Source organism: Mucilaginibacter sp. P1_D10 (assembly GCF_056406215.1).
In genome coordinates, this window is the sequence record NZ_JBFUAP010000007.1 from 1 (window position 1) to 13,408 (window position 13,408).

General features: G+C 46.0%; 10 protein-coding genes and 1 tRNA gene. 5 read left to right on the plus strand and 6 right to left on the minus strand.

What is annotated here, in order from left to right:
• Nucleotides 1–183 precede the first annotated feature (183 nt).
• Together AC1DYT_RS12385 and metG are read right to left on the minus strand one after the other, a co-directional pair.
• Nucleotides 184–255, minus strand: a tRNA-Arg gene (locus AC1DYT_RS12385).
• A 118-nt stretch (nucleotides 256–373) separates the two neighbouring features.
• Nucleotides 374–2,440: a methionine--tRNA ligase gene (gene metG, locus AC1DYT_RS12390; RefSeq protein ID WP_477469918.1), complete on the minus strand. Its 2,067-nt coding sequence runs from the start codon at nucleotides 2,438–2,440 to the stop codon at nucleotides 374–376.
• Nucleotides 2,441–2,569: 129 nt separating this feature from the next.
• Between metG and AC1DYT_RS12395 the strand changes: the two genes are divergently transcribed.
• Together AC1DYT_RS12395 and AC1DYT_RS12400 are read left to right on the plus strand one after the other, a co-directional pair.
• A complete protein-coding gene (locus AC1DYT_RS12395; protein ID WP_477469919.1) occupies nucleotides 2,570–3,487 on the plus strand; it encodes a S66 peptidase family protein in 918 nt (305 codons plus the stop codon).
• A 17-nt stretch (nucleotides 3,488–3,504) separates the two neighbouring features.
• Entirely contained in the window at nucleotides 3,505–3,912 is a 408-nt protein-coding gene (locus AC1DYT_RS12400) for a DoxX family protein (RefSeq protein WP_477469920.1), read from the plus strand.
• A gap of 45 nt (nucleotides 3,913–3,957) precedes the next feature.
• Here AC1DYT_RS12400 and AC1DYT_RS12405 read toward each other — a convergent pair whose 3' ends face one another.
• The 4 genes from AC1DYT_RS12405 to AC1DYT_RS12420 form a co-directional block, all read right to left on the minus strand.
• Nucleotides 3,958–4,893: a carboxypeptidase-like regulatory domain-containing protein gene (locus tag AC1DYT_RS12405; RefSeq protein ID WP_477469921.1), complete on the minus strand. Its 936-nt coding sequence runs from the start codon at nucleotides 4,891–4,893 to the stop codon at nucleotides 3,958–3,960.
• A gap of 170 nt (nucleotides 4,894–5,063) precedes the next feature.
• Nucleotides 5,064–5,996 carry a DUF1735 domain-containing protein gene (locus AC1DYT_RS12410; RefSeq protein WP_477469922.1) on the minus strand — a complete coding sequence of 311 codons (933 nt, stop codon included), beginning with the start codon at nucleotides 5,994–5,996 and terminating at the stop codon, nucleotides 5,064–5,066.
• Between the two features lie 50 nt (nucleotides 5,997–6,046).
• On the minus strand, nucleotides 6,047–7,636 hold the full coding sequence (locus AC1DYT_RS12415) for a SusD/RagB family nutrient-binding outer membrane lipoprotein (protein WP_477469923.1): 1,590 nt from the start codon (nucleotides 7,634–7,636) through the stop codon (nucleotides 6,047–6,049).
• Between the two features lie 20 nt (nucleotides 7,637–7,656).
• Nucleotides 7,657–10,851, minus strand: coding sequence for a SusC/RagA family TonB-linked outer membrane protein (locus tag AC1DYT_RS12420; RefSeq protein WP_477469924.1), 3,195 nt, complete (start codon nucleotides 10,849–10,851; stop codon nucleotides 7,657–7,659).
• A 185-nt stretch (nucleotides 10,852–11,036) separates the two neighbouring features.
• Between AC1DYT_RS12420 and AC1DYT_RS12425 the strand changes: the two genes are divergently transcribed.
• The 3 genes from AC1DYT_RS12425 to AC1DYT_RS12435 are packed head-to-tail and all read left to right on the plus strand — an operon-like array spanning nucleotide 11,037 to nucleotide 13,268.
• Entirely contained in the window at nucleotides 11,037–11,372 is a 336-nt protein-coding gene (locus tag AC1DYT_RS12425) for a PadR family transcriptional regulator (RefSeq protein ID WP_477457705.1), read from the plus strand.
• Nucleotides 11,373–11,397: 25 nt separating this feature from the next.
• The gene (locus AC1DYT_RS12430) at nucleotides 11,398–13,047 is read left to right on the plus strand and encodes a PspC domain-containing protein (protein ID WP_477469925.1); all 1,650 of its coding nucleotides are present in this window, start codon (nucleotides 11,398–11,400) and stop codon (nucleotides 13,045–13,047) included.
• Complete coding sequence (locus tag AC1DYT_RS12435) at nucleotides 13,047–13,268, plus strand: hypothetical protein (RefSeq protein WP_477469926.1); 222 nt, start codon at nucleotides 13,047–13,049, stop codon at nucleotides 13,266–13,268. Before AC1DYT_RS12430 ends, AC1DYT_RS12435 begins: the two co-directional genes overlap by 1 nt.
• Nucleotides 13,269–13,408 lie beyond the last annotated feature (140 nt).

The following is a 13,408-nucleotide window of genomic DNA, read 5'->3' on the forward strand; positions in this document are numbered from 1 at the left end:
GTCAGGCCAGAGATTTACCGCCAGCTTCCTTCAGATTCGCAGTCACCCACGACACCCTTGCTTTTGGTTAACGCTTCCCACTATCAAGGCGCGTTCGGGACTCTCACCCTATAGCTTGCGCCCGTGCCGGGCGCACACAAAAAAAGCCCTCAGATTTTAATCTAAAGGCTTTTGACTTCTAGGTGGTCCCGACGAGAATCGAACTCATATCTAGAGTTTAGGAAACTCCTATTCTATCCGTTGAACTACGGGACCTTTCAAATGTGCAAATATGCGAATGTGCAGATATGCAAATTATAAGAAGTGCAAAGGTGCGAATTTTGATTGGTTTTGTCAAAATCATTTGCACATCCGAAATTTCCAATCTACAGCTCTACCGCACTACCGAACCGTTGGGCATAGCATCTGTTGGGGCTACAAAGCTTAGCTTGCCATCGGCATCTTCGGCCATCAGTATCATCCCTTGCGATAGTATTCCTTTTATCTCACGCGGCTCCAGGTTCACCAGCATGCTCACCTGCTTGCCAATAATGGCATCCGGCTCGTAATGCTCGGCAATGCCCGATACTACCGTGCGTTGATCTATTCCGGTATCTATAGTTAGCTTCAGCAGCTTTTTGGTTTTGGCTACTTTTTCGGCGGTTAAGATAGTGCCGGTACGGATGTCCATCGTGGCAAAACTATCGAAATTGATGTTCGGTTTAGCGGGTATTACCGGCGGGGCAACTTTAACTACTGCGGCTTGTTTCTTATCAGCCAGCTTTTGTATCTGTGCATCCATCGCTTCATCCTCTACCTTGGCAAAAAGTAACGCAGCGGGGTTTAATTGGTGCCCGTTGGCAAATTCCATCTCCTGATCGAAGCTTACGGGCGCAATATTCAGCATGCCGAATATCTTGCTGGCGGTAGCCGGTAAAAAGGGTTGCAGGCAGGTAGCAATATGGCCAACCAAAATCAAGTTATTATGCAGGGCTACTTTGGCCGCATCGGGGTCGGCTTTAATCGTTTTCCATGGCTCTTGCTCGGTTAAATAGCGGTTGCCCATGCGGGCCATATCCATTACGTTCTGCATGGCCGCGCGGAAACGGTAACTCTCCAGATTTTTGCCCAGTTCGTCGTAATAACCACCAAGCTCGGCATCTATTTTGGCATCAGTAAGCTTTATGACTTCGTTGCTGCTCTCTACCTTACCATCGTAGTATTTGTGCATCAGCACCATGATACGGTTAATGTAGTTGCCCAATATGGCCACCAGCTCATTGTTTACGCGGGCCTGGTAATCTTTCCATGTGAACTCGCTATCGCTGGTTTCGGGAAGGATGGAGGTAAGCACATAGCGTAGCTCATCCTGTTTACCGGGGAATTCCTCCAGATATTCGTGCAGCCAAACGGCGTGGTTACGCGAGGTGGACAGCTTATCGCCTTCCAAATTCAAAAACTCGTTGGCGGGCACGTTCTGCGGCAAAATATAATCGCCATGGGCCTTCAATATCGCCGGGAATATGATGCAATGGAACACGATGTTATCCTTGCCTATAAAGTGCAGCAGGCAGGCATCATCCTCGTCATTATTTTGTTTTTTCCAATACTGTTGCCAGTCCTTTCCGTTATCAATGGCCCATTGTTTTGTAGCCGAGATGTAACCTATCGGCGCATCCATCCACACGTAAAGTTTTTTGCCTTTGGCTTCCTCCAGCGGAACGTCTATGCCCCAATCCAGGTCGCGTGTCATAGAGCGGGGCTGCAGGCCCGATTTCAGCCACGAGCGGCATTGGCCGAAAACGTTAACTTTCCACTCGCCCTCTTTCTCGTCTATCCATTTCTCAAGCCAGGGCTGGTATTTATCAAGCGGCAGATACCAGTGCTTGGTAGGCTTCAATACCGGGCGTTTGTTGCTCAGGGTAGATATCGGGTCTATAAGGTCGGTAGGGTTGAGCGAGGTGCCGCAATTCTCGCATTGGTCGCCGTAGGCCTTATCGTAACTGCAAACGGGGCAGGTACCGGTAATGTAGCGATCGGCCAAAAACTGGTCGAAATCTTCGTCGTAATACTGCTCAGAGAATTTTTCTATAAACTCGCCTTTCTCGTACAAGTTCAGAAAAAACTCCTGCGAAAGGTCGTGATGGATGGCGGATGAAGTGCGGTGATATATATCAAATGCAATGCCGAACTCCTCAAAACTATCTTTTATCTGCTTGTGGTATTTATCAATGATGGCCTGGGGCGTGGTGCCTTCCTTTTTGGCTTTAATAGTAATGGCCGCGCCATGCTCATCCGAGCCGCAAATGTACACCACGTCCTTTTTCATCAACCGCAAGTAGCGCACAAAAATATCTGCCGGCAGGTAGGCCCCTGCCAGGTGGCCAATATGCAAAGGCCCGTTAGCATAGGGCAGTGCCGAAGTGATAGTGTATCTTTTATATTGATTAAGTTGCGACATTAAGCGGGGATGTTTATTAATTTGCAAAGATAAATCTTTTAAGTCAGAATTCGGGAACGACGGAAAGTCCGTAAGGCCGAAAGACCGGGGTGGTGAGCCTTGAATATTAAAACTAAATTTTCCGGACTTATGCGGACTTTCGGACATTCGGACTTCAAAACACCCCTGTACTTAAAAAAAGGCGATAGGGTGGCGATTACTTGCCCGGCCAAAAAGCTACCTACGCCCATGGTAGATGCAATAAGGCTGCTTACGGATTGGGGGCTGGAGGTAGTACTGGGCGAAACTGTAACCGCATCCTACAACCAGTTTGCCGGCGACGACCGACAGAGGGCGAAAGATATGCAGCGGTTTATTGATGATGACAGTATTAAGGCTATCATCGCAGCCCGGGGCGGCTACGGCACCATCCGCATGATTGATATGGTTGATTTTAGCCGCATGGCCACCAACCCTAAGTGGATAGTGGGCTTTAGCGATATCACACTGCTGCATGCGCATATCATTGGCAATTACCAAATTGCCTGCATACACGGCCAAATGCCATTGAACATACCTGATGCATCTGCCTATTCGTTAAAAACGCTTCGCATGGCCCTGTTTGGTGAAGAGCTTTACTACGCAGTACCTACCAACGCTTCAAACCGCTTCGGCAGCGCCAATGGCATCGTAATCGGCGGCAACCTATCCCTCCTGGTGGCATTGAACGGCTCGGTAAGCGATATGGACTACAGCGGCAAAATACTGTTCATAGAGGATGTGGGTGAATATCTATACTCGATAGACCGTATGCTTCGATGCTTGAAACGCGCCGGCAAACTCAGCAACCTGGCCGGGTTAATAGTGGGCGGCTTTACCGACATGAAGGATAACGACATCCCCTTTGGCCAAACTATACCCGAGATGGTGATGGATGTGGTGGGCGAATATGACTACCCTGTATGTTTCGATTTCCCGGCAGGGCACATTCCCAACAATTGCAGCATCATATTAGGGCAACAAGCAGCATTATCTGTAAAACAAGATGGCCTTACCTTAAGTTATTAAACTAAAACAATTGCATTATGGCTTATTTAAGCAGTTTAAACAAGTATAAAGATTTCGGTTTGCTCATCATCCGTGTTGGGCTGGGGGCAATGTTCATTTACCACGGCTATCCAAAACTTATGGGTGGTAAAGAAGCCTGGATCGGTCTGGGCAGTTCTACTAAATACATCGGCATAACGTTTTTGCCCATGGTGTGGGGCCTGCTGGCCGCCGTGGTAGAAACCCTTGGCGGGTTGCTGGTAATATTAGGGTTGGCATTCCGGCCTGTATGCCTGTTGCTGGTTATCAACTTAATTGTTGCAGCACTTTCGCATTTTGGCAAAGGCGGCGATTGGGGTGATGCTTCGCATGCCATAGAAGATGCCATCGTATTTGCCGGGCTATTCTTTATTGGCCCCGGAGCGTACAGCGTTGCTAAGAAATAGAAAAGGGCTCGCCATTAGCAAGCCCTCTTCAATATTTCGGTTGTGTTATTGATTCAAAGCTTCGCCAAGGCCTACAAGGTACGCATCGTCGATATCGCCTTTGGCGGATGATGTGTATTTATCCAGCTTATCGGCATCTGCTGCAAATAACTCTTTAAACGCCTTCTTTTTAGGCGTAAATTTTACAGGCGCTCCATCTGCTTTTACTAAAAAGTAAAAATAGGTGGGCTGGTACTCGTCATACTTATTTCCGGTAGACGTCATTCCGTTGGTTTGGTACGTGGCTTTCATGTACCGGATGATGATTTGCTTATATATTTTGTATTTAGGGCCGTCGGCAATCACCTTTACGTAATGCGCATTATCTATCTCCGGCACGTAGGCCAATGTGGTACGCACAGCCTTATCGTCAAAAAGCGAAATTGTTTTAACAGTGGACCGATCTACCGATACGAATGTTTTTTGGTCGGATGTGTAAAAAATATCGCCGCCCATCATATCGTAGTTAAACAGCAAGCCGGGATCTTGTATTACACCGCCGTCTTTACCAATTGCAAACCCGTGCATCCAATCTTCGCCCAGGAAACGGTTGCCCTGTACTTCGGCGGTAGCCCTAAAGCTTCCTAATGTGGTAACTGTTTGTGCATCGCTGCGTACGCTGAAGATGCCGCCGCCCGTAGTGGCTGCCCCGCCGCCATCGCCAGCAGGCAGCGTAATATTAACGCCACCCTCTTTTACGGGGGCATTACCAGTGCCATAACCCTTAGCTGTAGCGATAAGCTTCGAAGCCGGGTCGGCTTTTAAGGTATAGGAACCATCGGCATCTGTATAAGTAGCGTAAGGGTGCAAAGCGTCGCGCACAAAGGCAAGGGGCACAGGCTTACCGGCTGCATCAACCACTGTGCCTTGTACGGAAACAGTTTGCGCGAAAGAAAAATTTACTGCTAAAAGCAACGCAAAAGAAAAGAGGGCATTCTTCATAGATGTAAGATTTGGGTTAAATTTTGTTTCAAACGATAAGGCAATGTAAGGCTTAGACCACAAATATCGTAAAGAGTTTAAGCATTCCCGAAATATTCTATCAACATTTCGTAAAACGAAAAACGGCCCCGGGATATCCGGGGCCGTTCATTACCAAAATAATATCGCTACTATTTGTGTGTGTATTTATCGATGTTATACCTGTAAGCCGGGGTAGTGTTCATTACCACGTACTGGAAGGTTAATAAACCAAGCGCTTCTGCGTAGGTGTATGATTTTGTAGCATCGTAACCAGGTACAAAAACTACCGGCTGTTGAGTAACTGTGATACCGTTAACAGTAAATATGTTAGCAAGGTCATCAGGGTTAAACTTAATAGTGAAGTTTTTGTAGTGGGTAGCATCTGGTTTCTCGAAAGTAACCTGGTACCTTTCGGTAGCCACGTAATAACCGCTGGTTACTTCAAAAATCCTTGGTGTTACCGGGAATATAGTAACCTCATCATCGAAAGAACCGCCTACAGGAGCACCGGAGCCATCTGCATTGTTCCTTCTTTCGTAATGCCAATCGTACGCACCAGCAAAGTCGTTACCGATAATCGAGTAATACTTGGTGTGGTAGTTTTTGTTGATTGTTTGGCCACCAGCATCGGTAATGCTTATAGGTAACAGGTAGCTTTTCGCAGGATCCAATTTGGTTTTATCGAAAGTAACAGTTACCACCTGGGTACGGGTGTTAGCCGGTACCACGATGCTTGTTTTATCGATTACGTAAGAACCAGCAGGGAACGGATCGAATGCTACAGCTGTTTGTGCGGCGTTGTAAGCAACACGCGCGGCGTCGTCAACTGCGATAGTAACCGTAAGGTCTGTAGATAGCGGTTTTGGAGAAGCCACGTTCACCGCAAATTGTTTAACAATCTCGTCCGTAGATTCGGTTAACGAACCTTTTGAAAAGTTCGATGTACCACTCAATGGAATCTCAACCGTAGTACCTACTCCGGCAAAGTCCACATAGTTGCTATCCTTAAGGCACGAGCTAAAGCCCAGCATCGCCGTTAAGCCCAGCAGCATGGAATAATTTCTTATTAATGTCTTTTTCATCTTAATCGTTTTATTTTTTAAATACTATATCCAGTATAACGTAATAACAATTATTTCATCCAGAATATTTTCGACGTAAACGGATCGATAACGCCTTCTGCGCCTACCGCGTCCGCATTCTGGGCATACTCTGATGCCGGGAAGAAAATCCTGTTAGGAATAGTGGTACCTATAGCTTTTGAGTCGATTGAACGAGTTAAGCCAAGCGGAAAGCCGGTCCTTTTGTATTCAGAGAAAGCTTCCAGATTAGCATAGCCGTTTAACGATATATACTTTTGGGTAGAAATAGCTTGTAATTTGTCAGTCGACGCAGCCCAACCTGTGTTAGGTACTGCCTGAGCAATATAAAGCAAGTACGATTCCTGCGTAGTATAGTACGTAGCTGGTACAGCTGGTTTAGCCGGCGTAACTGGCGTAGTGGTGTTGTCTGCAGGAACTGCTGGTTCATACGGTGTTTTCAACAAAGTTGCACCGGTTATTACGAATGATGCATGTATACCAGCTTCATATAGTGCCTTTGCATCACCGGTAATCCAACCGCGCTGAACAGCTTCTGCCTGTAAAAATAACGACTCAGAAGATGACAACAGGTTTGCATCCATCGATGCTGATTTTAACAAGCCTGCGCCAATAGAACTGGTACCAGCGTTTGCTACTGCATCAGGGTCGCCTAATATAATACCTTTAACAGTACCCGGTTTGCCTTCTAAGCCGCTTGGGATAGGTGTATAAAACCGTGACACACGTGGGTCGGTATATGCGTTCAGCAAATTTACCGAAAACTGGTTTGCACGGTAGTAAAGGTTGTTACCGGTTTGGTTGCCGCTCAAATCGCTACCGTAAACTCTCCAGAACGGGCTTTGTTGGCCCTGAACGCCTGCACCTGTGTAACCAGGGTTGGCTTTTGCGGAGAAAGATTCGTCGATATAACCTTCAGCAGCTACAGAAGCCAATAACGGTTTTGCAGTTCCACCATCGCCTACATTGCTTTGGCGTACAGCTAAACGAAGCAGCAGGGTGTTAGCAAACTTTTTCCATTTGGTCATGTCGCCACCAAAAATGATGTCTGATACACCTGGATTAGTTGCGCCTGCATTTGCATTGATAAGGGCGATAGAAGCAACTAGTTGCTTGGCCAAATCGTCGTAGATATCTTTACCCTTATCGTATTTAGGGAAAAGGTAAACCGATGCGTTGAATGCCTGTGTGTAAGGCACATCGTTGTAAACATCTACCAGTTGCTCAAAATCGTAAGCTTTCATGATTTTGGCAATGGCCTGGAAATAAGCTAAAGAAGGGCTTGCTACAGCAATTTTCTCCAGGTTATCAAAGTTGGTAGCATTTTGGAACAGTGGAGTAAACACCTGGAAATCACCATTGGTAAACTGGTACTGCTGCAATGCAGGGCTTGGCACGTAGTTACCGCTTGGGCTCCAGATACCGCCCCAAACACCTTGTACGTTGTAACTCGTGTTTACGATATCTGCTGCTACTTTTTCGGCACCAGACAGTGCAAACTGCGGCGTTGATACTGAAGGCGTATTCGGGTTCACCTCCAGGCTCAGGAAGTCTTTCTTACAACCGGAAAAGATAACACCCGTTGCAAAAAAAGCTGATATGATTAATGTATATTTTTTCATCGTCGTTTTAATTAAAAGAATTAAAAGGTTACTCTAAGATCTGCACCATAAATCCTTTGGCCCGGAACCTGGTTAGCACTTGTTGTACCAATAGCATTACCTGCAGTATCAGCAAACTCAGGATCGCTCCAAGGGTTGTTTTTAGGTTTCCACAAGAATAAGTTCCTGCCGGTGAAAGAAAGGTTTAAGCCTTTGATGTACCTGGTGTTCTTAACAAACTGTGTTAAATTAAAGTTAAGGTTGATTTCGCGTAATTTCCAGAACGCTGCGCTCGAAACACGTGGCTGGTTAGCCGTGTTGTAAGCAGAGCTCTGCCAGAAACCGTAGTTACCATCTTGTACGGTAACGTTGGTGTTTGGCGTGTAAACAGGGGCTGCAGCGGTACCTGTGTTGATAACAGAACCCGGGTAAACGAATCTTTGACGGCCGGCAAGTGTAGAGATCAACGAAGAACCGGCAAAGTTTAATGTACCACCTACAGAGTTATAGATGATGTTACCACCGCGGTACTCTGCGGTTGCGCTCAGGCTAACGAATTTGTAGCTGAAGTTGTTGGTAACGCCCCAGATGTATTTAGGACTGGTACGGCCAAAGTTTTGCTGCGTGCTGTTCAATGAAGGTAAACCCGTAGTAGCGCTCACGATAACGTTGCCGTTAGGGTCGCGGTTCATATCGGTACCTTTGTAAACAGGGAACGGCTGGCCAACTACTGCGAATATACCGCCGCCTAGATCTAACTGGTTAATACCAGGGATAAGCGATATAACTTTAGAATCGTTGATAGAAACGTTTGTTTTCACATCCCAGCCGAAACCTTTAGGGTTTGACAAGATGATACCTGCTACCTCAAACTCCTCACCGCTCGATTGGATTTCACCAGCGTTCAATACGGCGTTTGTAAAGCCGGTTGCGCCGGAAGTACCTACGTTTAAGGTTTGGTTCTTACTGTTTTGTTTGTAGTAAGTAGCACGAACGTTGATACGGCTATCCAGGAACGAAAGCTCAGTACCTACCTCAATTTCATTGATGATTTCTGGTTTAAGCGTTGGGCTGAAGTTGGTGCCGCCTAAGCTTAAGCCACCCAACGTACCGTAAGGGAAACCACCGGTTACACCCACTGTATTTAACAGGAAGTAAGGAGGGATAGAAATGTTACCTACACGACTTACTGATAAGTAAAACTTAGCATAGTTGAAAGTACGGTTGCCTTTTAAGAAAGACAAGGCTTCAGTAGGGATGAACGAGATTTTACCGGATGGGTACCAGAATGAACGGTTAACCTCAGGTAAACGCGAATCGTGGTCGTTCCTTAAAGTACCTTCTAAGAACAGGTAATCTTTGTAACCGATGTTCAAATCTGCAAAGTAAGCTATCTGGCGTATTTTAGCAATGCCTGTGCCCGCAGTTGGGAAACCCGATACGGTGTTGATGTTATAGTAATCCTGTATCAACAGTGTATTGCTACCCGCTATAATGTTATTTAAGCTACGTTGATAAATAGTGTTACCTACTAACAAAGTGGTCTTCAAATCTTTAAAGAAGTTGTAGTGGAAGTTTGCTGTCGCATCGCCCTGTAACCTTGCATAACCATCGCCGGCACCAGTACCGTCGCCAAATTGGTTAAAGTCTTGCACCCTACCTTGCACAAGGCCGGTAGAGAAGCTTGCCTGTACGCTACCTGCACCGTAAGGGTCAGTTAAAGAGTATGGCGTAAAGTTTACTTGCTTGCTGGTAAAGCGGCTTTGGTAGTTACCAAAGTTTTGAGAAACGTTGTAACCCAGGTCTAACCATTTGGTTGGAGACAAAGTCATTTTTAAGTTAGACAGGAATACATCTTTCTGCCTGTTTTGCCTTGAGTTATCAGTGATCCAGTATGGGTTGATCGCGTAAGCATCGTAAAAATCGCTTGGGTTAGAGAATGTACCGTTGTTTGAATCCTGGAATTGTTTGATATCCAGGAACGCGGGCCATTGCATTACTGTGGTGTAAAGGATTGCACCGTTGTAGCCTGTACCGTAAGTGCTGATGCTTGTACGGGTATAAGAAACAGAGTAATCTACTTTGAATATACCGAATGTACGTGCGCCTCTTACGCTGGCAGATGTACGGGTGCTTTTATCTTTTGGAACAACACCTTTATCTATAACATTCTGAGCCGAGAAGTAGAACGAGTTTTTAGCATCGCCCTGTTGCAATGCAACCTGGTTTTGCTCAACCATACCCCTGTTGAAGAAAGAGGTGATAGGGTTTTGTGCCAATGCGCTGTATTTAGCTTTCAATACTGGTCCGTTAGGGCCGCCGGCAGGGTAACCAACAACAACTTCGCTACCATCAAAAGCAGGTCCGTATAATTGGTTCTCGTATGGGGTGTACAAAGAGAAACCGGTGATAGGATCCAGGTAAGGAGCAGGCTCACCGCCGTAAGGGCCGTAAGTACGTTGCAACTCAGGGAAGAAACCTACAGTTTTAAACTGGAACGAGTTACCGTAAGTAATTTGCGGTTTGCCATCGCCTGTACCACGTTTGGTGGTAATGATGATCGCACCGTTAGATGCCTCAGAACCGTAGATCGCAGCAGCACCAGCACCTTTCAGTATCTGGGTTTCAGCGATATCATCCGGGTTGATAGATGAAATTGTACCGCTTGGGATTGGTACACCATCCAATACGATCAGCGCAGTGTTGTTACCGCTTAATGAACGGTTACCACGCAGCGTGATACGGATGCTTGGGTCGATGCTGTTATCAACTGACTGAACGGCCAAACCAGCAACCTTTGCTGTTAAACCGTTTGCGAAGTTGGTAACGTTTGTTTGGTTGATATCCTTGCCGCTTACACGTGTTGTAGCGTAACCAAGCTCTTTGGCTGCACGCTTAACACCTAAGCTGCCCGTTACCACAACCTCGCCTATATCAGTAAAAGAAGATTCAAGCGAAACGTTGATTACGTCGCTGGAGCCAACTTTAACCTCGTAGGGTTTGTAGCCAAGGAAAGATACCACCAGGGTAGAACCGGCCGGAACCGATAGGGTGAATTTACCGGTTGTTGTGGTTTGGGTACCTGTAGAAGTACCTTTCACTTTCACCGTTGCGCCTGGGATCGGAAGACCATCATCCTTGGCCACAACCGTACCGGAAACTGTACGATTTTGTGCATAAACCTGCGTTACGCATAACATCAGGAAACACAAACTTACTAGTAGAAGTTTTTTCATGTTTGTTAATAATAAGATCAGTTAATAGTTAATTAATCATAAAAGTAGTGTTACGCTACCAATAAATCAAATAAAATGTAAAAAAAAGGGTGGTTTTGTTAAAAAAAGTTAAAAAGTTAAATAAAGTTAAATAATTCCAGTACTATGTATTGCATAATACATTCCAAAACATATATCTTTGCATTATGATTGTTGAGAACACCCAAACCCAAATGAGGAAAGGCATACTGGAGTATTGCATACTTTCCGTTATAGCAAAGGGCGAGATATACGCATCGGACATAATTGCCGAGCTGAAGAAGGCCCGGCTGCTCGTAGTTGAGGGTACTTTATACCCCCTGCTAACCCGATTAAAAAACAATGGCCTGCTATCCTACAACTGGGTAGAGTCTACCTCGGGGCCGCCCCGCAAGTACTATGTGCTTAGCGATGAGGGCCGTAAAGTTCTGGAACAGCTCGACAGCACTTGGCAGGAACTGGCCTTCGCCGTGCAAACCGCCATAGGCGAGAGGAAAAATTAATCACCACCCTTTAATCACCACCATCATGAATAAAACTATCATCATCAACATAAACGGCATGGTTTTCCATATAGAGGAAGATGCCTACGAGATACTAAAAACGTATATGTCGGCCGTAACGCGCCACTTTATGAACTCGGCCGACAGCCTGGAAATCACCACCGATATAGAAAACCGCATCGCCGAAATGTTCAACGATATTTTGCAGCGCGAAAGCAAGCAGGTTGTAGTTGCGCAGGATGTAGATGCCGTTGTACAGCAAATGGGTTCGGTAGAAGATTTCGAGGCCGAGGAAAACGGCGAGGTAGCCGGCCCGGCGTTCGCATACGCCACCGAGAACCGCCGCCTTTTTCGCGATGCAGATGACCACCTGGTGGGAGGCGTAGCAGCAGGCATATCCAATTACTTCGATATTGATGCCATTTGGGTAAGGCTTGGCTTTGTTTTACTGTGCGCCCCCGGCGGCATTGGCCTGCTGCTATATATAATACTGTGGATAGTTGTGCCTAAGGCCGTTACCCGTGCAGATCGTATGGCCATGAAAGGCCAGCGGCTGGACCTGCAAGGCTTTAAACAAAACTTTGAGCAAGAACTTAGTGGCGTAAAAGGCAACCTGCACACCCTAAAGCACGAAGCTAAGCCCCTCGCTTACAAAACCCGCGATTTTGCCGGCGATGTATTCACCCACTTCGGCACTTTTGTGGGCGGCACTGCCAAATTACTGTTTAAGGTGATTGCCATAGCCATTTTAGTAAGCTGCTTTGCGGCCATGATTGGGCTGGTAATTGCCATTATTACCTATGTTGTTTACGGCAATGCTTTCTTAATGCATGTATTCCCTTTCAACATTGTAAACCGCGAAGCAAATATGGTGTTCTTTATCTGCGGATTCCTTACTATGGCTTTGCCGCTGCTCACGATAATATTGGTTATCATCAATACTGTTTTCAAAAGCAATGCTATCGGCCGCACCACCGGTACAGCCCTATTAATGGTTTGGGTAATCTCAATCAGCATCGTAATATACTATACGTCGAAAGCGGCGGCCAATTTTAGAGAAGGCGAAAGTTTTAATCAAACAATTAGCATTCAGCCACAAGCAGACAGCACCTACTACCTAAAGCTAAATGATATTAAATACCTTACAAGCGATGACAGCCTGCGATTGGATATTAAAGGCAAGTTTAGCGACCGTGTTATACTCGATAATGATAACGACGACAATATGGATATGCCGGGTAGGAACATTTATATGTCCATCGAAAAAAGTGATGTCCCTAAACCCGTTTTAGTTGAAACATTTAGCGCCCGTGGCTTTGATGAAGTTGACGCTTTAGCAAACGCACGCGCTATCAGTTATCAATTTGTGCAGGAAGGTAATGTACTAAAGTTTAATCGCCATTTTGACAAGCGCATTGATAAATACCGCGACCAGGAGTTACGTCTTACTTTAAAAGTGCCGTTAAATTCTAAACTGGTTATAGATGAGGACATGAGCAACTATATAGGGGGCATTAATATTTACGATTGTAAGCGCGATAACAAACAGGAGAATGCGCCATCGGCTAAATTTATTATGACCGACAACGGCTTACAATGCAAAGTTGATACCCTGGTTTTGCCCCAAAGCAAAAAAATTGCGATACCTATCGATAGCGCAAACACCGGCGAATAATGAAACCCATTATCAAGTATATAAGCCTGCTGCTGTTCAGCGGGCTTATATTGCCTTTTTGCATCCTAAAACACCCCTTAGTGGCTACTCTTCTGCCCGCCAAAAAGGCGGCACAATCCATTAAGGCACAGCCCCAAAAGCCTACTGACTACCGCTTCCTAATCGGCCCCGAAACGCCTCAAATGCTGTTTCCCATACTAAAAAGTGAAAAAAGCATGTAACCTTCGCCACTGTTTTTGCATCTAACCCATAAACAAGGCCCCGGCCGTTAATACAATCGGCCGGATTAAACAGACACCCATGCAAAACAGCCATATAATCGCCAACCAAACCCCTGCTGCCATTTGATAGCACGGTACTA

Bases quoted from the DNA above. Each gene is read 5' to 3' on its own strand.
- AC1DYT_RS12435 (WP_477469926.1), top strand. From the start codon at position 13,047: ATGAAACCCATTATCAAGTATATAAGCCTGCTGCTGTTCAGCGGGCTT.
- AC1DYT_RS12395 (WP_477469919.1), top strand. From the start codon at position 2,570: ATGCGGACTTTCGGACATTCGGACTTCAAAACACCCCTGTACTTAAAA.
- AC1DYT_RS12405 (WP_477469921.1), bottom strand. From the start codon at position 4,893: ATGAAGAATGCCCTCTTTTCTTTTGCGTTGCTTTTAGCAGTAAATTTT.
- AC1DYT_RS12420 (WP_477469924.1), bottom strand. From the start codon at position 10,851: ATGAAAAAACTTCTACTAGTAAGTTTGTGTTTCCTGATGTTATGCGTA.
- AC1DYT_RS12415 (WP_477469923.1), bottom strand. From the start codon at position 7,636: ATGAAAAAATATACATTAATCATATCAGCTTTTTTTGCAACGGGTGTT.
- AC1DYT_RS12425 (WP_477457705.1), top strand. From the start codon at position 11,037: ATGATTGTTGAGAACACCCAAACCCAAATGAGGAAAGGCATACTGGAG.
- metG (WP_477469918.1), bottom strand. From the start codon at position 2,440: ATGTCGCAACTTAATCAATATAAAAGATACACTATCACTTCGGCACTG.
- AC1DYT_RS12400 (WP_477469920.1), top strand. From the start codon at position 3,505: ATGGCTTATTTAAGCAGTTTAAACAAGTATAAAGATTTCGGTTTGCTC.
- AC1DYT_RS12410 (WP_477469922.1), bottom strand. From the start codon at position 5,996: ATGAAAAAGACATTAATAAGAAATTATTCCATGCTGCTGGGCTTAACG.
- AC1DYT_RS12430 (WP_477469925.1), top strand. From the start codon at position 11,398: ATGAATAAAACTATCATCATCAACATAAACGGCATGGTTTTCCATATA.